Genomic DNA, 20,433 nt, shown 5'->3' on the forward strand with positions numbered 1-20,433 from the left:
CTATAACGATCCACGGAGCTTAAAGCCACACTAAGCTCATTGACTATCAACCGCCTGACGGCAGTGCAGCAAGGCTTTGGCCAATTGTTTTTCTACCCAACTGTTGGAGATTTTCAACTGGTTGGCAATTTCGGCATGGCTTAGGCACTCAATGCGGCTCAAATACAAAATTTCGGCACATTGATCAGGCAGGTCGGCCAGAGCCATCTGTATTTGCTGCAATTGAGCTTGCGCTTCCGCCGTCCGTTCAGGCGCTGCCGCAGCGTCGATTTCGGTTTCGTCGCCCAGATATTGATTTAGCAACTCACCACGCCGTTTTTGGGTGCGTAGATGATCGAGAGATAAATTGGATGCCACTTTAAACAGCCAAGCCCGCACTTCTATCTCACTAGCCATTGGCGGCTTGAGTAGCGTCAATCTCAGGAAAATATCTTGAATCAGATCGGCAGCAGTATCCTCGCAACGGATGCGCTGTTGCAAAAAACGCTGGATTTGCGGCCTGGCATTTAAAAAAATGCGGTAAATATCGTGGTCTGAAAATGCCATTCGCGGAGCCAGGCCATGCTGGAGTTAATCGTGGCATTTGGCGCAGCAAGGTTCACGCCATGACTGGAATCACAGACTTAACAGCCTGAAAACAAAGGATTTGCGTTCGTTCGAAAAAAATTAGAGCCTTGGCAGCATCCGCAAAACCGAGTGAAATGCCATACCTACCTCGGCATTTCACACAGTTTTGTTTTCCGTTGGCTCGAAACGCTTAATCCGAAAGACAGAATAAACTTGGTGCTACTGCATCATGGCATATTGTTAACAGAAACCGAGGGAGTCGTTATGGTTGACACTCCGGCATCAAGGAACTGCGCCAGTACTGGCCTTCCTTTTCGAACAAGCGCCGGCTTTCCTCCGGCCCCCAGGAGCCGGCCGGATAGGTGGCGATATAATCCCGCTCGGTCACCCAATTTTGCAAAATGGGGTCGACGATGCGCCAGGCGTATTCCACTTCGTCGAAACGCAGGAATAGCGAGCGGTCGCCCTTCATCACATCTAACAACAAGTCTTCGTAAGCATCGACCCGGCGTTCATCGGGATTGCGGAAACTGGCGTCCAGACTGGTGGTGCGCGTGCGCATTTCCAAACCCGCTTCCTTGACAGTCATTTCAATCCGGATGCATTCTTCCGGCTGAATCCCCAGCAATATCCAGTTCGGCGTCATGCACTGCACATGGGTATCGCGGAAAAATTGAAACGGCGGATGCCGAAAACAGATGGCAATCGAGGATTGGCCCTTGGCCATGCGCTTGCCGGTGCGCAGATAAAACGGCACGCCGCGCCAGCGCCAGTTGTCGATCAACAGTTTCATCGCCGCATAGGTTTCGGTACTACTGTCGGCCGGGATATTGGCTTCTTCCAGGTAGCCGCCCACTTTATGGCCGTCGATATTGCCTCGGGCATATTGGCCGCGAAAAGCATGCGCATGCACGGCCGATTTCGGGATCGGCCGAATGGATTTCAGCACTTTGACCTTTTCGTCGCGCAGCGATTCAGCGTCCATAGATACCGGCGGCTCCATTGCCACCAAGGTCAACAGTTGCAACAGATGGCTTTGCAGCATGTCGCGCATCGCCCCGGCGCTGTCGTAATATTCGCCGCGGCTACCTATGCCCAGCTCTTCGGAGTGAGTGATCTGCACATGGTCGATGTAATTGCGATTCCATAAGGGTTCCAACATGACATTGGCGAAGCGAAACACCAATACGTTCTGCACCATACCTTTACCCAGATAATGGTCGATGCGGTAAATCTGGTCTTCGCTCAAGTACCGGCTGAGGCGTTTTTGCAAGGCCTGCGCACTTTCCAGATCGTAACCGAACGGTTTTTCGATCACCACTCGTCGCCAGCCGTATTCTTCGTTAAGCAGTTCCACCTGGCTTAAGGACTCGATGACATTGCCGAAATCGCTGGGGCCTATGGCTAGATAAAAGGCCATATTACGGGAAAATCGCGGCTGAGCGTTTAGCGTTTCCGCCAGGGTTTTATAGCATTCCGGCTGGTCGAGATCGCCGCGATGATAATCCAACCTTTCGGCAAAACGGTTGAATACGGCCTCGTCCAAAGGCGTATTTGCCTGTTCCAGCAGTAAGGTCTTCACTTCTGCCAGCCAAGTCGCTCTATCCCAGGGACGGCGGCCCACCGCCAGGATACGCGTACCTTCCGGCAGTTTTTTTTCCAGCTCCAGATGATAGAAGCCGGGCATCAGCTTCAGCCGCGCCAAATTGCCGGTAGCACCGAAAATGACGTAAGTGCAGGGGTCTGTATTCATAAAAGCTACCTTGTCTTTACTTTGCAATATAGGGTGCAGTTTGCATCATTTGTGCGGGCGCGTCGAACTGGAAAGCGCGGCAGTCGATAAAAATAACCAAGTTAAAACCACGCCAGATTCACCTTGGTCATAGTATGCAGCCATCGTCACCCAGATATTTCAGAACTTGATCCTGGTTATCCAAAAGCCGAACCAGCTTAATTTTCATCGTACTAAAGCGCTGGCGCGCCAACTCTGCGTCGGCTTGTGCCAATGCTTTTTGCAAGTTCTCGACGACCGCCAGGCAGTCGGCAAAATCGTAAAAACAAAAGGTGCCATGCAGTTTATGGTTCAACTCCCAAGCCTGTTGCAGCAACCCATTGTCCACGGCCTTCTCGATCTCAAGTATTAATCCCGGCAACTGCTCAAATAATTTGACCATCAGGACTTGGCTCAACTGCTTATTATCCTGGGCTTTACGCAAAAGTTGCCCGGCATAATACTCGGCATTCACTGGCTCATGTTGCCGCCAACGCACCAGCAATTGCTCCAACTGGTAAAGGCGGACCGGCTTGACCAGACATTCGTTAAACCCGGCAGCGATTGCGCGTTCCTGCTGCTGATTTTGCGCGTGAGCAGTAACGGCGACCGCCGGGGTTTGCCGATTGTAGTTTTCGGTGCCGCGCAAATTTTCGGCCACATCGAAACCACTTAAAAACGGCATGTTTACATCCAGGAAAATAAAGTCGTAAGGACGCTGTTGCAATAATTGCCAGGCCTCCCGCCCGTCTTTTGCCGACGTGATATTCGTCGTCCAGTGTTCCAACTGCTCGCGCAACAGCCATAGATTGATTTCATTGTCGTCGGCGATCAGAATCGAAAAATCGTTTGTCATGGTTAATAGGTTCTAACTGCGAATAATTTGCTGATGCCGTTATCGAATGTTTTGCCGCAAAAATCAATCTATCGCGCGTCGATAAATTGTCCCGTACCAAAAGCATCAGGCAATAAAAAACCCCGGCACCTTGCGGTAACCGGGGTTTTTAGGCCGAGGCCGAACAGCGATTACATCATGCCGCCCATGCCACCCATGCCGCCCATATCAGGCATTGCAGGTGCTTTATTGTCAGCTGGAGAATCGGCAATCATTACTTCGGTAGTGATCATCAAGCCGGCAACTGATGCCGCATTTTGCAGCGCAGAACGGGTTACTTTCGCAGGGTCCAAAATACCCATTGCGATCATGTCGCCGTATTCGCCGGTTGCGGCGTTGTAACCGAAGTTACCGGTGCCTTTTTTGACTTCGTTCAGAACCACTGACGCTTCGTCGCCGGCGTTGCTGACGATTTGACGCAAAGGCTCTTCCATCGCCCGGCGCAGGATGCTGACACCCACGTCTTGATCGTGGTTGATACCTTTCAGGCCTTCCAGCGCAGACAACGCACGGATCAGCGCGGTACCGCCACCGGCAACCACACCTTCTTCAACCGCAGCGCGAGTTGAATGCAGCGCGTCTTCAACGCGAGCTTTCTTCTCTTTCATTTCCACTTCGGTCGCAGCGCCGACTTTGATAACCGCTACGCCGCCAGCCAATTTAGCCAGACGTTCTTGCAGTTTTTCGCGGTCGTAGTCGGAAGTCGCTTCGTCGGCTTGGGCGCGGATTTGCGCAACACGGCCTTTGATTTGATCTTCGTTACCAGCGCCATCAATGATAGTAGTGTTTTCTTTGTTAATTTGAACGCGTTTTGCAGTACCCAATTGGCTGATGTCGGCTTTTTCCAAAGACAGACCCACTTCTTCAGAGATCACCACGCCGCCGGTCAGAACCGCGATGTCTTCCAGCATGGCTTTACGACGATCGCCAAAGCCAGGGGCTTTAACAGCCGCGACTTTAACGATACCGCGCATGTTGTTCACAACCAGAGTTGCCAAGGCTTCGCCTTCAACATCTTCAGAAATGATCAACAAAGAACGGCCGGATTTAGCTACGCCTTCCAGAATCGGTAACAATTCGCGGATGTTGGAGATTTTTTTGTCGTAAAGCAGAACGAAAGGATCGTCCAGTTCCACGCTCATGTTTTCTTGTTTGTTGATGAAGTAGGGAGACAGGTAACCGCGGTCGAACTGCATACCTTCAACCACATCCAGGTCGTTTTCCAGACCGGTGCCTTCTTCAACGGTTATAACACCTTCTTTACCGACTTTTTCCATCGCTTCGGCAATGATTCTGCCCACAGACTCGTCAGAGTTTGCAGAGATGGTACCTACTTGGGCGATAGCTTTGTTGTCTGTGCAAGGTGTTGAGGCGTTTTGAATAGCTGCCACCGCTGCGGTAACCGCCAAATCGATGCCGCGTTTCAAGTCCATTGGGTTCATGCCCGCCGCGACTGATTTCAAACCTTCGTTAACGATGGCTTGCGCCAAAACGGTCGCAGTTGTAGTACCGTCGCCAGCTACATCGGAAGTTTTAGACGCAACTTCTTTAACCATTTGCGCGCCCATGTTTTCGAATTTGTCTTTCAATTCGATTTCTTTCGCAACCGATACACCGTCTTTGGTGATGGTTGGCGCGCCGAAGCTTTTATCCAACACAGCGTTACGGCCTTTAGGACCCAATGTAACTTTTACTGCATTAGCCAGAACGTTAACGCCTTGCACCATCAGTGCCCGCGCATCGCCACCAAATTTTACGTCTTTTGCTGCCATTTCTTATTCCTGAGATATTGGTTAAATTGAAAAAGAGTGTGTCGAACGAATTGGGATTAACCCAAAACACCCATGATGTCTTCTTCGCGCATGACGATATATTGCTCGCCATCGACTTTAACTTCGGTGCCGGAATATTTGCCGAACAACACTCTGTCGCCAACTTTAACTTCCAGGGCACGTACTTGGCCGTTATCTAACGGTTTACCTGAACCGACCGCCAGCACTTCGCCTTCGCTAGGTTTTTCTGCGGCAGAACCCGGCAGCACGATGCCACCTGCGGTTTTGGTTTCTTCTTCAACGCGTTTTACGACGATACGGTCATGTAACGGACGAATTTTCATCAATGTCTCCTTAATGTAGATAAAGTTAAAGGTTAAAAACTTAATAAAGCTATTTAAAAAACAGCTACCCCTTGCGGAAGAAGCGAGCTTTTAAGCGGCCTCAAGTTTATTAGCACTCTCTAGCAACGAGTGCTAATAATATCCGGCTTTTGCACTCTGTCAAGCTCTTTGGCATCATCTGCGCCTCACTCAAGCCATGCAAACTATGAACGACGAACAATTACTCCGTTACAGCCGGCAAATCATGCTGCCGCAAATCGATATTGCCGGGCAGCAAAAATTGCTCGATGCCAAAGTATTAATCGTCGGCGCCGGCGGTTTGGGCTCGCCTGCCTCTATGTATTTGGCTGCGTCCGGCGTCGGCCAGATCACCGTCTACGACGACGATCAGGTCGATTTGACCAATTTACAACGCCAGATTGCTCACAACACAGCCGATATAGGGTTGGATAAAGTTATTTCAACCCAACAGACGCTGGAAAAAATTAATCCGGGCGTAAAGGTATTTGCGCACAAACAACGTTTGGCCGGCGAACAATTACTCGCAGAAGTAGCGGATGCCGATGTGGTACTGGACTGTAGCGATAATTTCACCACCCGCTTTGCGATCAATAAGGCATGTGTCGACCGGCAAACCGCGTTGGTATCCGGCGCGGCAATCCGCTTCGAGGGTCAAGTCAGCGTATTTACGCCCGGCTTACACGATAGTCCATGCTATAACTGTCTCTATCAAAGCGACGGCGAGGAATTACAGAATTGCGCCCGAAACGGCGTGATTGCACCGATCACCGGCATTGTCGGCAGCATTCAGGCCTTGGAAGCCATCAAGCTCATCGTAGGCACCGGCAAAACACTAACGGGGCGCCTGCTATTGCTGGATGGCCTGACGATGGAATGGCACAGCATGCGCTTGAAGAGAAATCCAAATTGCCCAAGTTGCGGCGCGAAATAAGCTAATCCGCATAAAAAAGCCGGGCTAAACCCGGCTTTCTATTGCTGGCAAATAAAACGTAATTTAACTCTTACCCAGTTTGCCTCTAACCATCAGGATAGCTTTACTGACAGTTCTCAATAGCGCCGAATCGCTATCGCCGTGCGGCTCGGTGTCGCCAAACGGTTCGCCGTTCTTCATGGTGTACATGTAAATGAAATACCCTAACGGTGCGAAAGCGAAGATGGCAATAATCAACATCAACACCACTAATTCGATAACTCCGCCCATAAATACCTCCAACTATTTGTTTTTATTTTAATTTAGAATAAGGTCAGAGACCTCGGGTATGGACTATAACCCCATCCCTTTTAGGGAACAAGCACAAAATACTGTTTGTCAATTCATGGGTTTAGCCCAGGGCTTATTTGACCCCGGGCCAACCACCCCAACGCCGTTTTCAACCATCAATCTGAGCATATGGACAATTACTCTAAAGCCGACTGGCACAGCCAAACGCCGGAAACCGTATTAACGCATTTTGCCGTAGAACTGGGTCAAGGCCTGAGTGATGAAGATGCACAAAAACGCCTAGCGGCAAACGGCGCGAACCGTCTGACTGCTCGCCGTGGCAAAGGCCCTTTGCTTTTGCTATTGGCGCAATTTCATCAGCCCTTGATCTACATCCTGCTGTTTTCCGCTGCCACCACCGCGTTCCTAGAGGAATGGACCGACAGTAGCGTCATCTTCGGTGTCGTCATCATCAATGCCGTGATCGGCTTCATCCAGGAAGCCAACGCCCTGAAAGCCATTAACGCGCTGGCTCAGACTTTGAACATCAGCAGCAATGTCCTGCGCGACGGCCAACGCCGGAGCATCGCCGCTGCTGAATTAGTGCCCGGCGATTTAGTATTCCTGCAATCTGGCGACAAGGTGCCGGCCGATTTGCGCCTGTTGCAAAGCCGGGAACTGAAAATTGATGAGTCCGCACTAACCGGCGAATCGGTACCGGTGGAAAAACAGGCACAAACCCTGCCCTCGGCCACCTTATTGGCCGATCGCGCCAATATGGCGTATTCCTCGACGCTGGTCAGTTACGGCAGCGCGCTGGCCGTAGTGGTCAGCACCGGTGACAATACCGAAATCGGCCGCATCAACAAGCTGATCGGCAGCGCCGAGCCGCTGGAAACGCCGCTAACCCTAAAAATGAGCCAGTTCAGCCAATTGTTGCTCTGGGTTATCGTCGGCTGTGCCGCTGTTACCTTTTCGGTCGGCGTGTGGCGCGGTGAAACCATGTTGAATATGTTCATGGCTTCGGTCGCCTTGGCAGTCGGCGCCATCCCGGAAGGCCTGCCGGCTGCGCTGACGATTACGCTGGCCATCGGCGTCTCGCGAATGGCCAAACGTAACGCCATCATCCGCAAACTTCCGGCAGTGGAAACCTTGGGTAGCACCACAGTGATCTGTTCCGATAAGACCGGCACCTTGACGCAAAACCAAATGACCGTGCAATTCATACAGGCAGGCGGTGAAGTATTCGAGGTCAGCGGCAGCGGCTACACCCCGGACGGCGAATTCAGCAGTAATAAACAAGCGGTCAACCCAGCCCAAAAACCGACATTACTGGAATGTCTAAAAGCCGGCCTGCTGTGCAACGACGCCAGATTAATCGCCGACGCCGACAGCTGGCGTATCGAAGGCGATCCTACCGAAGCCGCCTTGTTGGTAGCCGCCCACAAAGCCGGTCTGCATCAAGCCAGCGTCAGCGGCGACCATCCGCGTCTGGATGCCATTCCTTTCGAATCGGCATACCAATTCATGGCAACCCTGCACCACGACCTAGCCGAGGATGCCCGGCATATTTATTTGAAAGGCTCCCTGGAAAGCCTGTTACAGCGCTGCGATAACGCCTTTTCCGCCGACATGCAATTGGTACCGCTGGATAAAAGCCGACTGAGCCAACAAGCCGAAGCGTTTGCCGCGCAAGGCTTGAGAGTCCTGGCCTTTGCACGCGCAGAGCATGGTGACGATGCCGTTGAACACCATGAAGTAGGCGGCGGTCTGACATTTCTAGGCTTGCAAGCCATGATCGATCCGCCGCGCCCCGAGGCCGCCAGAGCCATTGCCGCCTGTTACAAGGCCGGCATCTCGGTGAAGATGATCACCGGCGACCATCCTGTCACTGCGCTGGCCATCGCCAAACAGCTCAATATGCGCCACACTGAGCGCGTGATCAGCGGCGCTGAATTGCAGAACTACAGCGAGGCCGACTATCGAAAACACGTCAAAGAGTGCGACGTATTTGCGCGCATCGCGCCGGAACAAAAGTTGCAACTGGTGCAAGCCTTGCAGGCTAACGGTCAAGTGGTAGCAATGACCGGCGACGGCGTCAACGATGCCCCGGCATTACGGCAAGCCAACATCGGCGTGGCGATGGGCATGGGCGGCACCGAAGTCGCCAAAGAAGCCGCAGCCATGGTGCTCACTGACGATCATTTCGCTACGATCGAAGCCGCCGTCGAGGAAGGCCGCGGCGTGTTCGACAATCTGGTGAAATTCATTGCCTGGACCTTACCGACCAATCTCGGCGAGGGCCTTGTGATTACCGCCGCGGTGTTCGCCAATGTCGCCCTACCTATCACGCCCTTGCAAATCCTGTGGATCAACATGACTACCGCAGTGTTGCTGGGCTTGATGCTGGCTTTCGAACCTAAAGAACCGGGTCTGATGCTCCACAAACCACGCAATCCCAAGCAAGCGATCCTGACCAAACGCCTGATGTTTCGTATCTGTCTGGTCGGCCTGTTGTTGCTGGCTGGCGCGTTCGGCCTGTTTGAATGGGAACTATCGCAAAACGCAACCCTGGCCAAGGCGCGCACAGTAGCCGTCAACGTGTTTGTGTTTGGCGAATTGTTTTATCTATTCAACTGCCGCTCGCTAAATTACTCGATGTTCCGGGTCGGCGTATTTTCCAATTTATGGCTCATTTTTGGCGTCATCAGCATGATTTTGCTGCAACTGCTGTTTACCTATTGGCCAGCGATGCAGGGATTATTCGGCAGCGAGGCAATTGGCCAAGAAGAGTGGTTATTGATTTTAGGCGTTAGCTCAGTGATTTATGTAGCGATAGGCCTGGAAAAACTAATCGTTCGGCGCTTTGGCCGTCGGCGTTAATTCGGCGAAAGCATCCAGCGCGGTTAACAGCATCTCCAAGCTTTTTAGGGACTGCTTTTCCGCGGCCTCTTGTGCTTCCAACTGTGCCTTAACAATTGCGCCGTCTATCGCCACTGCGGCGGCATTCGCCAATTGCTGCCGGTTTGGACCATCCGGCAACAGTTCGGCAATCACCCGTACCATATCCTGTTTATGCTGGTGGCAGATCTCCAGCACATCCGGTAACACGCCGCCCAATTCCGCGACAGTATTGATAAACGCGCAACCGCGATAAATCGGTTTGCGAAACCATTCTGCCATTGTCTCCACCAACGGCATCAATCCCACACCGGCTCTGCCGCCGTGCCGCTGTAACGCGTCGTTAAACCAGGCCATCCAGAGTTCGTGCCGATAATTCAAAAATGCCCGAATCAAGTCATTCTTGCTGGGGAAATAGCGGTAGAACGTCACCTTGGTCACGCCGGACTCGGCAATCACTTTGTCGATGCCGGTGGCGCGAATGCCATCTCGATAAAATAGATCATGCGCAGTCAGCAAAATCCTTTCCCGAGGCGGTCGATCTAAAATTGTCTTGGAAGAATCGTTAATCATTTTTCGATTGTAGACAAGTCTGTCTACAATTGCTACCATCGCCAAATGTAGACAAATCTGTCTACATCTTTTATCAACCCGCCCAGGAGCACAAAAATGGACAGCAAACCGCCCCTACCACCATTTACCGCTGAAACCGCCGCGCAAAAAGTCCGTATGGCCGAAGATGCCTGGAATAGTCGCGATCCGGATCGGGTCGTGCAGGTATATACCGAAGACAGCCGCTGGCGCAATCGGGCGGAGTTTCCGGTTGGCCGGGCTCAAATCCGCGAATTTTTACAGCGCAAGTGGGCCAAGGAATTGGATTATCGACTGATAAAAGAATTGTGGGCTTATACCGACAACCGCATCGCGGTCCGTTTCGCTTACGAATGGCATGACGACGCCGGCAACTGGTTTCGCAGCTACGGCAACGAGAATTGGGAGTTTAACAAGTATGGATTCATGCAGCGCCGATTTGCCAGCATCAACGACTTGCCGATCAAGGCCGACGAACGCTTATTTCATTGGCCGCTGGGCCGGCGACCGGACGATCATCCCGGTTTAACTGAATTGGGATTGTGAAATTTGGCAGTAGGGGCGAATTTATTTGCCTCAAATAAAAAAGGGCGGATAAATCCGCCCCTATGATCAAACCAAAAGCTCGTTAATGGCTGACTTCGACTTTGCCGCCTTTTTTCTGACCGATGGCCGCCAAGGTTTCAGTGAACCAGTCGGTATCGATATTGAACGGTTTGCCACCTTTGATGCGAGGGAACTCAATAGCGCGCAATACGTTGCCGTTATCTTCGTCGTGGCCCATGACGCCGGATTCGCGGCGGAACGCGCATTCCACAGCCAAATCAGCGCAAGATTTGATCAGACGCATGTCGTCGACGTTGGCCGCTGCTGCACGAGCGAAGTAACCTGATTTTTGCACTAAGGTTTTTTCAGCGCCTATCATTTGTGCAAATTGCTCGCCAAACCATTTGCCCGGATTAACCGCATCCAGCTTGATGTGGCCAAACGCGTCGCGTGGAACTTCCTGGCCTTTGGCTTGCAATTCGGCCACGATGGCCTCAACGCCGGCACCTTCGGACACGAAGATATTGACGCAATCGACTTTATCCATCACCGCGCGCAAACGGGCCGCTTCGGCTTCCAAATCGATAGCCATTTCCGGAACGAAAACCGCATGCACTTCGTACGACTCGCGACTCAAGCCCAACTCAGGCAACCACTCGGCGCGATCCAGTAATTTGCGATATTCCTGGGCGGTCGCCGCGGTCAGCCAGCCGCAGTTGCGGCCCATCACTTCGTGGACTATCAGCATGCGTGGGTTTGAATTGTTTTCGGCCACCACGTTCATGAAATAACGCGCGCCTTGCTCGGCGGCTGTCCAGGCACCCAGGGATTGTTTGATCGGGAATACGTCATTATCGACGGTTTTCGGCAAACCGATCACGGTCAAGCCGTAGTTGTTTTTCGCCAGGAACGCAGCCAGATCAGCTGCCGCAGTATTCGTGTCATCGCCGCCGATAGTGTGCAGAATATCGACACCGTCTTTGATCAATTGGTCGGCAGCCACTTTTTGTGGGTCTTCGCCTTCTTTCACCAAACCGCGTTTCACACAGTCTTTAATGTTGGTCAGTTTGACCCGACTGTTGCCGATGACTGAACCGCCGAAACGTTGCAGCAAGCCGGCTTTGGCGCGCACTTCGGCGGTTACGGCATAAGAGTCGCCAAGCAGCAGACCTTTGTAGCCGCCGCGATAGCAAATAATTTCGATACTGGGATCAATTTCTGTGTAGCGTTCAATCAGGCTGCCGATAGCGGAGTTCAGGCAAGGCGCCAAACCGCCGGCCGTGAGGATTGCGACTTTTTTGGGTTTGTTCATGAGCGTTTCGAATAAAAAGTTAAGAAAAAAGTGATGGCTCGGCGTGCCAACCATCAGCTATCGCAGCGTCTTAGCGTCGGCGTTGCGATCCCTTTTGCCGCAACACTCGCCAAAACGGTGCAAGCCGCGCGATTCTAACACAAGCTTTTCTTTTATCAGGCAATGTTCGATGATCGCTCAAGTCACCCAGCTTAACCGGCTGCGCCACAAACACCACCGAAGCGAAGTCCAGCGGCGCGGAAATATGAATAAACGCCGAATAGGTTAACGGCTCGACATCGGTCGTAGTGATACTGACTTTGGTGTGTTCGCCGCACTCGCTGAGGGATAGTGACAAATAATCGCTGAGCCCGTGGTCGGACTGAGTGAGCAACAAATCCTCGAGCGGTACCGCAAGTTTGCCTCGTCTGATACCCTGAGTGTGTTGAGATGAGTTGTCTATCATGTGTTACTGCTCCGCACTGAACTAGCTAAATTGCGGTGGTAAGCTTATCGTCATTCCGATTTCTGACCAGTGTACCAAGGTTCTAAACCACCCTAGATCAAGTACTTAAGCGCTACGCAGCAAGTATCCAATCCTCAACCAAGCTACAAAACGCGTCCGGCTCTTCGACATATAACCAGTGACCGGTGTCTGGAATTTTAGCGATTTGTGCTTGCGGAAACACCGCGTAAATCGCTTCTTCATCCAGGTATTTTGAATTTCCGCCGCCGATGAATAAAACCGGCCGGACAAACCGAGTGCCGCCGACATCCGGAAAACCGACGATGTGATGGGCATTTTTTTGAATAATATCCAGATTGATCCGCCAGTAATAGTTACCGTCTTTCAGCAACAGGTTTTGCAATAAAAACTGCCGGTAGGCCAAATCCGGAACCGCTTCGGCTAGCGCCTCTTCCGCTTGCTTACGGTTGCCAATGCTATCCACCGGCAAACGGCTAAGAGCGTCTACCAGATCGTCGAAGCTATGCTGATAACTGACCGGAGCAATGTCGGCAACGATCAAACCAGCAACCCGCTCCGGATAATGCAAGGCAAACCACATCACCGCCTTACCGCCCATGCTATGCCCCAGCAGGTGCGCGCTGGCAATACCGTGACTATCCATAAACGCCAATAGATCGGCGGCCATGCTGGGGTAATCCAGCACCTCTGCATGCGGCGAACTGCCGTGATTGCGCATATCCAACACATAAACATGCTGCTGCTCAGCCAGGCGTTTGGCCACCGAACGCCAGTTACGCGAGGCAGCCAAAAAGCCATGCACAATCAGTAACGGCGTGTCGCCGGGTTCGCCGAAACTATCGTAAGCCAGCTCGATGGTCGTCATCGTCAGGTTGCTCAGGCAAAACCGAACACGGCGCCCAACACACCACCGAATACGCCGCCCCAAACCACCAGCCAGCCCAAGTGTTGCTTGATGATGGATTGCACCATTTCCTTGACCAATTGCGGTGTGAGTTCGCTCAAACGCCTATCGATCACCATTTCGATTTTGCCGGTTAAATCCTCGCCAATCTTGTGCGCATTCAATCCTTGCTGCAAAGCGTGTTTAAACCGCTCGGACTCCACCATCTCCAACAGTGTGTGCTGCATTTTCTCGGTAAAGGGTTGTTTTAGAGGTAATAAGGCTTCTTCGCCGCCCATCATCAACAACATGCCGCCAAACGACGACGCCATGATTGAAGATACCAAGCCTTCATAGACCTTGTCGTAATCGACCGCGTTTAGCAAAGGTTGCAGGTTCAACACCTTGCCGCCCTGCTGCTCCTCTCTTTCGATAAACTGCTCGATATTTTCGACGGTAAAAAACTGCTGCATCATCAAGGCCTTGATCGATGCCTTAAACTCTTCGAAGCGCGCCGGGATAATCCCGGACCCATACAAGAACGGCACTTTTTCGAACAGCATATGGATGGCCAACCAGTTAGTGATTGCTCCGGAAAATGCAAAAAAACCGATCGCTTTTAAGGTTTCCGGATAAAACGGGCTGACATAGCCGGCAGCGATAATCAGCAGAGAGATAAAATTGGTTAAAAAGCTTTGGTTTAATAATTTTTTCATTATTTTGTTAAGTTAGGAGATTAATCTATACCCACCGCACATCAAATTTTGGTACTCAACCGTGATCGACGATTTGGAAACTGCAGGTCAATAGCGAGCGTAACGAGATGTCATTCTGGTGCAAGTGGGCAAAGGACTGGTCGCAAGCGGTTTTGAATTGAGACAAGGTCTCGTATTAGCGCCATACAGCAACAGCACGGTTTTCTTGAAAAATGTCCAGAATCGCTCGATCAAGTTGAGATTCGGAGCGTAAGGCGGCAGAAGAATCAATTCGATTTTTGAATCCGCTAGATAGTCCTTCATTAAATTAGCATGATGGTAACGATTTGCCATAGCCTGATTATAAACAAATCAGTCAGTTATCGACCACTCCTTAACCTAATTTTGATTGGCGAGGGGTATAAATCGGCTCATAGGCTTTCCTTCATGCTGCGCAATAAATTGCAACCTAACCTATCCTTAAATGGCCTTTGCTGCTCTTAAAGCAACTATTGTCACAACTTGCTCCTGCAACGAGCTACGGCATGAGCCTTAAGCGAATGTTCATGACATTACACACTTAAAGAGCAGTAAGTTCGACAGACTCCTAGCAGATGATTTCGCCCCCCGGTTCAGCTCAATCGGTTCTTGCACGGTACTGTCGGTTCGCGTAAATTATATTCTTATGACTAAAGCACTATCCAAGACCGCCGGAACCAGCACATGGACACACACAAAGTAGCGCGCATTCCGGAAGATAAAACATGGGAAGTGCCGGGCTTCACGCGAGACGAGCACGGTAAGCCGCAAATCGGGCTTAACCCGGAAAGTCTTTATGCTTACGGCCACCTAATTCGCCTGACCGAAGAATTGGTTCTCGATCAATTTTCCCGCGGCCTGGTCTCAGGCACCACCCACACCTGTATCGGCCAAGAGCTCACCGCTTTATCCGTAGTGCGCGCATTGGATCACCCTGACGACGCTGTTCTCTCCAATCATCGCAATCACGGTCATTTTCTGTCGTATTCAGGGGACTTTGTTGGGCTGGTTGGCGAAATTATGGGCCGGGAAGCAGGTGTCTGCGGCGGCTGGGGCGGCAGTCAACATCTGGTCCACCGCAATTTTCACAGCAACGGTGTCCAGGGCGGCATGCTGGGCATCGGCGCCGGCCTGGCGTTGGCACGCAAGCTACATAGCAGTACCGGAATCGTGGCCGCCATCATCGGCGACGGCACGCTCGGCCAGGGTTTGGTCTACGAAGCAATGAATCTGGCGTCGGTCTGGAAAGCGCCGTTGCTGGTCGTGGTCGAGAACAACGGTATTTCTCAGACTACCGTCAGCCGCGACAACCTGGGCGGCGACATCGAAGCCCGCGGCGCGGCATTCGGACTACCGACCTGGCGATTTGCCGACAATGATCCCGAATTCTGCCGCAAAGTAGCGGACGTAGTCGGCGCAATGCGCGCGAGTCGCGGCCCCGGCTTCCTGGTGATTGACACCCGGCGGATGGGCCCGCACAGCAAAGGCGACGATCTGCGCGATCCAAATGAGCTTGAGGAAATTCGCGCCCGCGATCCCTTGGCGGCGTTGGCCAGGCAGCTGCCAGCCGATACGCTGACAACTATCGAAGCCCGCAATCGCGAATTTGTGGAAACGGTGCGCCAAGCCGCCAATGTCTCGCCGGAAGCCACGCTCGCCGAACCCCCAACCCACATCTTCACCGCCCAACTTGAACATCCTTTGCCCGATTATCCGCCTGTCGCGGCCGGCAGCAACGTGCGTCAGGCACTGAACACGGCCTTGCAATTCCTGCTCAAGTCCGATCAGCGCACACTGTTAATCGGCGAAGACCTGCACGATCCTTACGGCGGCGCCTTCAAGGTAACGCAAGGTTTGTCCAGCGAATTCCCCGGACGCGTCATCTCTACGCCGATCAGCGAGGCCGGCATCACCGGCTCGTCTATAGGCTTGTCGCTTGACGGCCACCTGCCCGTTGTGGAAATCATGTTCGCCGATTTCCTGTCGCTTTGCCTGGATCAGCTACTCAACCATGCCGTGAAATTTCCCGGCATGTTTGCGGACACCTCGGTACCTATCGTCATCCGCACGCCTTGCGGCGGCCGGCGCGGCTATGGGCCCACGCACAGCCAAAGCCCGGAACATCTGTTTACCTCGGTGCCGGGCTTGACGGTGGTTTACGGCAGCCACAGACACAATGTTGCCGAACTCCTAATCGACGCAGTACTGCGCTGGCACTATCCGGTGCTGTTTCTTGAACACAAACTGCTTTACGGCGAAAAGATGGATCAGGCGGATTATGTCGCGCTGCCGGCAACGGATGATGTCGCTACCCACCTGTTCCCCACTCTGCGCCGGGGCGCTGACGAGCCAGACCTGACCCTGGTGAGCTACGGCGGCATGCTGACGATGACGGAAGCGGTGGCAAGCAGACTGGAAAACGAAGAGGAATTAGCTGTCGAAATCGTTGCACCATCCCTGCTTTCGCCGCTGCCGCGCGAATCGTTGATCAAACATCTGGCAACCCGGGAGTGCGTGGTGGTAATAGAAGAATCTCACCACGACTTCGGTGTCAGCGCTGAAATCGCCGCCGCGTTGCTCGAATCCGGATTCAAGGGCCAGTTTCTACGCATCGGCACGCCGCCCGTGCCCATCGCCTCCGCCCGCAGCCTGGAGCGCAGCATTATTCCCGACGAACAATCGATAATCGAGCAAATTCTCGACCTTTTTTAAAGGACCGCCATGCCCACTTTCCAAACCGTCCCCTGCGTGAACATCAACGACGAGTTCGTGGACGTCGTCAGCATCGACGTCAAGCAAGGCGAGTTCGTCAATGGCGGTGACGTAGTCGCCACCGTCGAAACCGACAAATCCATGATAGACGTGGTAGCGGAACAGGACGGCTACGTGCTGAGGGTCGACTGCGAACCCGGACAAAAAATCCGCGTCGGCGCGGTGATGTTCTGGCTGGGTGCCACGCCTGACGAAGCTATCCCCGAAGCCACCAAGGACACTTCGTCAACCGTAAGCGCCGTGCGCCAACCCACTGCAAAAGCCAGAGCCATGCTGAAGGAGCTCGACATCGACCCGGCCCGCGTCCCCGCCAGCGGCGAGCGGCTATCGGTGGCCGACATCGAAACCTGGTTGAGCAAGGGCGGCAAGCCCGGCAAAGCCGCAGTATCGACGCAAACGGCAATCCGCCGGGAAGACGCGCCAACAGTTGCCGGAGACTTGCAGGAGCTGTCGCCAGAAGCGGCGGGCATGCTACATACGGTTGCCTGGCATCGGGATTTTGCAGCTTCAGCTTATCTGGAGGTCGAATACGACCCCAAACCTTGGGAAGAACGGGCCGCCGCCTATGCAGCGGAACATAAGCTGATACTTTCGCCCTTGCTGCCGCTGATGGCCTTCCGTCTGGCCGAACTGGGCCGCGAACGTCCGCTGATCAATTCCACGATAGTCAACGGTCAGCGCTTTCAATATACGCCGGTGAACATCGGTTTTACCGTGCAGGCCGGCGCGATGCTTTATCTGACCGTGGTCCGCGACACACAAGACATGGACGCGGCACAATTCATCAGCGCCCTCGGCGAGGTACAGCGTCACGCGATGGCTCACAAACTGCCGCCGCAAGAAGCCTCCGGCGCCACCTTATCGTTTTCGAGTATGGCGCGCTGGAATGTCAGCCGCCACACCCCTATTCTGCCGCCGCAAACATCGCTGATTATTGCTCACGCCGCCCCGAAAAATTCGGATAAGGCCGTGCTGGGCGCTACTTACGATCATCGCGTTCTCACGGGTTTTGACGTCGCACAGGTGTTGCTGGCGCTGTCCCGTCCGGCATAACCCACACACTTAAACCAGAGGCCACCGATAGATGAACTTAAATCCCGACCAGATCAAAGCCGCGATTCGCACCAAGGTAATAGAGCTTGCCAAAGCGCTGGATATGGACGCGTCCGGCGTCACCGACGACGACATCCTGCCCGCCACCGGCCTACTCGACTCCGGCGCCATTCTGGAATTGGTGGTCTGGTTCGAGGCCAGCTACGACTTTCGGATCAAACAGGAAGACATGAATATCGACAATCTCGGCTCGATCAATGCGATGACCAACTTTCTGCTTTCCAGCAAACCAGCCTAACCAGAATAATCATCCCGTACGCCTATTTGACGCTATTGCGCTGAAGGAATAATCATGGCCATGCCGACGCTGGAACCGATTCAAGACGGCGACCTGCTCGCTTTCTGCCAATTTCTTACAGAACACCTCAGCTCCGAGCGCAGTGCCGAACAATGGGCGCAAGCTTTCCAGCAGAACTGGGGAGTCGTCAAGCCCAACAACGGTTTTCTGATTCGCGACGAAGGCAAAATTGTCGGCGGCATCGGCGCCATCTACGCCGAGCGTATCATCCGCGGCCAAGCGGAACAGTTCTGCAATATCACCAGTTGGTGCGTACTGGAGGCCTTCCGTTCCCAAAGTATGCGGCTGGCGATGGCTGTCGTGTCGCAGCCTGGCTTCCATTTCACCGACCTGACGCCGACGGAAGTGGTATCGAAGACGCTACAGTTTCTGAAGTTCAAGCCGATGAACGAACGCCACGCACTCTGGCCCAATCTTCCTTGGCCATTTGCCCGACTCGGCGGCGTTCGCGTGCTTACCGATTACGATGCAATCGAACAAGCGCTGGCACCGGCGGATGCCAAGGTATTCCAAGATCACCGCCACCTACCCTGGCTCAGACATCTGGCCGTGGGAAAACCCGGTGCATATTGTCTCGTGACCTGGAAACCAAACCAATTGAAAGGCGTACCCGGCGCGCTAGTGCTGGGATTCAGTGATGCCGAACTGTTTCTGAGTTACCGACAATCAATCGGTTCTTACTTCTTGCAAAACGGCTGCTTTTATACGCGAGTCGAGTCGCGCCTGCTGCCCAGACTACCAATGATTTCCCACGAACTGGCCGGCTATCGCAATAAAGTATTTCGCAGCGACACCCTGGCCGAATCCGACATCAGCAATTTTTATTCCGAGATCGTAGGGCTAAGCTAGTGAGCGAACGAAAACTGATTCGCTTGGACAGCGAAACCCGCCCCATCCTCTCGGTAGTCATCCATACCGAAGAAGAGTTCGACTGGAACAAGCCGCATGATAGACACGCCACGGGTGTCAAGCACATGAATCACATCGACCGGGCGCAGAGTGTTTTCGACAGTTTCGGGATTGTTCCGAACTATGTGGTCGACTACCCGATTGCCTCGCAGGAAGAAGCGTTTGGTCCGCTCAAGGCCTACGCCGATTCGGGTCGAGCACTGATCGGGGCGCATCTACATCCCTGGGTGTCGCCACCGTACGATGAAGAACTCAATGCGCGCAATTCCTATCCCGGCAACTTGCCGCGCGCGTTGGAGCATGAAAAACTCCGGCTACTCACTGAGCAAATCAAGACCTCGTTCGGCACCTCGCCGTTAACTTATCTTGCGGGCCGTTACGGCTTCGGTCCCAATACCGGTGAGATTCTCGAGGAGCTAGGCTACGAGGTAGACATCAGCGTTGCCGCATCTATCGACTACAGCGCCGACGGCGGCCCGGACTACTCTAGCTACACCAGCGACCCGTTTTGGTTTGGCAGCCAGCGCCGCCTGCTCGGTTTGCCCGGCTCCGGCGGTTATGTAGGGACCTTACGGGCGGGAGGCACGCCACTTTACCGCCGATTGATGCATCCTTGGTTGCGTAAGGCCAAAATATCGGGCGCTGTCGCCAGGCTCCGGCTATTGGAACGGATCAGGCTATCGCCGGAGGATTACAGTGAACCGGAAATGCGCCGCTTAACCAAATCCTTGCTGGCCGATGGCGTGCGAATCTTTGTGTTCAGCTTTCACTCACCCTCGGTGATGCCTGGCGGCACACCTTACGTGAACAGCGATGCGGATCTTGAACGGTTTTTGGAAAAATGCCGTCGCTACTTCGATTTTTTTATGCGGGAGTTGGGTGGAACGACGATGACGCCGCTAGAGATTAAGGACTGGCTGGAACAGCATTGATCTGCCCGGCGGTTGCCAAAACGCATAAAAAAGCCGCGAATTTCGCGGCTTTTTTTTATTTGATTTAACCCGGTGGCCAATGCATCTGCCTGCCCGCCAACAGGTGCAGATGTAAGTGATGCACAGTCTGCCCACCATCGCCGTTGCAGTTGAACACGGTCCTATAACCGCTATCCGCATAACCAAACTGCCCGGCTATTTTAGCGGCGGTTTGCAGCATTAACCCGCCTAGCAAGGCATCATCCAGATCGTTCAAATTGGCAACGTGGCGTTTCGGAATAATCAGCACATGCATGGGCGCTTGCGGATGTATATCCCTGAACGCCAGTAGTTGCTCGTCTTCGTAAACCACATCCGGCTTGATTTCACCACTGGCCATCTTGCAAAACAAACAATCGCTCATGT

General features: G+C 53.2%; 21 protein-coding genes. 8 read left to right on the forward strand and 13 right to left on the reverse strand.

Annotated elements, in window-relative coordinates:
- Positions 1-36: 36 nt before the first annotated feature.
- The 5 genes from A1332_RS15810 to groES form a co-directional block, all read right to left on the reverse strand.
- Positions 37-546 carry an RNA polymerase sigma factor gene (locus A1332_RS15810; protein ID WP_064009413.1) on the reverse strand — a complete coding sequence of 170 codons (510 nt, stop codon included), beginning with the start codon at positions 544-546 and terminating at the stop codon, positions 37-39.
- Between the two features lie 283 nt (positions 547-829).
- On the reverse strand, positions 830-2,320 hold the full coding sequence (gene zwf, locus A1332_RS15815) for a glucose-6-phosphate dehydrogenase (RefSeq protein ID WP_064009414.1): 1,491 nt from the start codon (positions 2,318-2,320) through the stop codon (positions 830-832).
- 127 nt (positions 2,321-2,447) lie between these two features.
- Positions 2,448-3,194, reverse strand: a complete 747-nt coding sequence (locus tag A1332_RS15820; protein ID WP_064009415.1) for a response regulator — start codon at positions 3,192-3,194, stop codon at positions 2,448-2,450.
- Between the two features lie 170 nt (positions 3,195-3,364).
- Positions 3,365-5,005, reverse strand: a complete 1,641-nt coding sequence (gene groL / locus A1332_RS15825) for a chaperonin GroEL (protein WP_064009416.1) — start codon at positions 5,003-5,005, stop codon at positions 3,365-3,367.
- 56 nt (positions 5,006-5,061) lie between these two features.
- Positions 5,062-5,349 carry a co-chaperone GroES gene (gene groES / locus A1332_RS15830; protein WP_020484651.1) on the reverse strand — a complete coding sequence of 96 codons (288 nt, stop codon included), beginning with the start codon at positions 5,347-5,349 and terminating at the stop codon, positions 5,062-5,064.
- A gap of 205 nt (positions 5,350-5,554) precedes the next feature.
- Here groES and A1332_RS15835 point away from each other — a divergent pair, with 205 nt between their 5' ends.
- Positions 5,555-6,301, forward strand: coding sequence for a HesA/MoeB/ThiF family protein (locus tag A1332_RS15835; RefSeq protein ID WP_064009417.1), 747 nt, complete (start codon positions 5,555-5,557; stop codon positions 6,299-6,301).
- 63 nt (positions 6,302-6,364) lie between these two features.
- On the opposite strand, the gene A1332_RS15840 is transcribed toward A1332_RS15835, so the two are convergent.
- Positions 6,365-6,571, reverse strand: coding sequence for a hypothetical protein (locus tag A1332_RS15840; RefSeq protein WP_064009418.1), 207 nt, complete (start codon positions 6,569-6,571; stop codon positions 6,365-6,367).
- A gap of 189 nt (positions 6,572-6,760) precedes the next feature.
- Here A1332_RS15840 and A1332_RS15845 point away from each other — a divergent pair, with 189 nt between their 5' ends.
- Positions 6,761-9,454, forward strand: coding sequence for a cation-transporting P-type ATPase (locus tag A1332_RS15845; protein ID WP_064009419.1), 2,694 nt, complete (start codon positions 6,761-6,763; stop codon positions 9,452-9,454).
- On the opposite strand, the gene A1332_RS15850 is transcribed toward A1332_RS15845, so the two are convergent.
- Positions 9,422-9,991, reverse strand: coding sequence for a TetR/AcrR family transcriptional regulator (locus tag A1332_RS15850; protein ID WP_197491479.1), 570 nt, complete (start codon positions 9,989-9,991; stop codon positions 9,422-9,424). The genes A1332_RS15845 and A1332_RS15850 overlap by 33 nt on opposite strands.
- Positions 9,992-10,141: 150 nt before the next feature.
- On the opposite strand from A1332_RS15850, the gene A1332_RS15855 reads away from it, so the two are divergent.
- Complete coding sequence (locus A1332_RS15855; RefSeq protein ID WP_064009421.1) at positions 10,142-10,609, forward strand: DUF1348 family protein; 468 nt, start codon at positions 10,142-10,144, stop codon at positions 10,607-10,609.
- Between the two features lie 82 nt (positions 10,610-10,691).
- Here A1332_RS15855 and A1332_RS15860 read toward each other — a convergent pair whose 3' ends face one another.
- The 5 genes from A1332_RS15860 to A1332_RS26535 form a co-directional block, all read right to left on the reverse strand.
- A complete protein-coding gene (locus A1332_RS15860) occupies positions 10,692-11,921 on the reverse strand; it encodes a pyrophosphate--fructose-6-phosphate 1-phosphotransferase (protein WP_064009507.1) in 1,230 nt (409 codons plus the stop codon).
- Between the two features lie 70 nt (positions 11,922-11,991).
- The gene (locus A1332_RS15865; RefSeq protein ID WP_064009422.1) at positions 11,992-12,366 is read right to left on the reverse strand and encodes a hypothetical protein; all 375 of its coding nucleotides are present in this window, start codon (positions 12,364-12,366) and stop codon (positions 11,992-11,994) included.
- A 112-nt stretch (positions 12,367-12,478) separates the two neighbouring features.
- The gene (locus A1332_RS15870) at positions 12,479-13,252 is read right to left on the reverse strand and encodes an alpha/beta fold hydrolase (RefSeq protein ID WP_064009423.1); all 774 of its coding nucleotides are present in this window, start codon (positions 13,250-13,252) and stop codon (positions 12,479-12,481) included.
- 11 nt (positions 13,253-13,263) lie between these two features.
- Entirely contained in the window at positions 13,264-13,986 is a 723-nt protein-coding gene (locus A1332_RS15875) for a hypothetical protein (protein ID WP_064009424.1), read from the reverse strand.
- Between the two features lie 87 nt (positions 13,987-14,073).
- A complete protein-coding gene (locus A1332_RS26535) occupies positions 14,074-14,319 on the reverse strand; it encodes a transposase (RefSeq protein ID WP_082879725.1) in 246 nt (81 codons plus the stop codon).
- 369 nt (positions 14,320-14,688) lie between these two features.
- Here A1332_RS26535 and A1332_RS15880 point away from each other — a divergent pair, with 369 nt between their 5' ends.
- Genes A1332_RS15880 through A1332_RS15900 form a run of 5 tightly spaced genes read left to right on the forward strand, consistent with a single transcriptional unit; the run spans position 14,689 to position 20,028 of the window.
- Positions 14,689-16,716: a dehydrogenase E1 component subunit alpha/beta gene (locus tag A1332_RS15880; RefSeq protein WP_064009425.1), complete on the forward strand. Its 2,028-nt coding sequence runs from the start codon at positions 14,689-14,691 to the stop codon at positions 16,714-16,716.
- 9 nt (positions 16,717-16,725) lie between these two features.
- Positions 16,726-17,829, forward strand: coding sequence for a 2-oxo acid dehydrogenase subunit E2 (locus tag A1332_RS15885; RefSeq protein ID WP_064009426.1), 1,104 nt, complete (start codon positions 16,726-16,728; stop codon positions 17,827-17,829).
- Positions 17,830-17,860: 31 nt separating this feature from the next.
- On the forward strand, positions 17,861-18,127 hold the full coding sequence (locus A1332_RS15890) for a hypothetical protein (RefSeq protein ID WP_064009427.1): 267 nt from the start codon (positions 17,861-17,863) through the stop codon (positions 18,125-18,127).
- Between the two features lie 54 nt (positions 18,128-18,181).
- Positions 18,182-19,036, forward strand: a complete 855-nt coding sequence (locus A1332_RS15895; protein WP_064009428.1) for a hypothetical protein — start codon at positions 18,182-18,184, stop codon at positions 19,034-19,036.
- Complete coding sequence (locus A1332_RS15900; protein ID WP_064009429.1) at positions 19,036-20,028, forward strand: polysaccharide deacetylase family protein; 993 nt, start codon at positions 19,036-19,038, stop codon at positions 20,026-20,028. Before A1332_RS15895 ends, A1332_RS15900 begins: the two co-directional genes overlap by 1 nt.
- 64 nt (positions 20,029-20,092) lie before the next feature.
- Here the strand turns inward: A1332_RS15900 and A1332_RS15905 are convergent, their stop codons facing one another.
- Entirely contained in the window at positions 20,093-20,431 is a 339-nt protein-coding gene (locus tag A1332_RS15905; protein ID WP_064009430.1) for a histidine triad nucleotide-binding protein, read from the reverse strand.
- Between the last annotated feature and the right edge of the window lie 2 nt (positions 20,432-20,433).

The sequence above is a fragment of the Methylomonas methanica genome (genome assembly GCF_001644035.1).
Classification (GTDB): Bacteria; Pseudomonadota; Gammaproteobacteria; order Methylococcales; family Methylomonadaceae; genus Methylomonas; species Methylomonas methanica_A.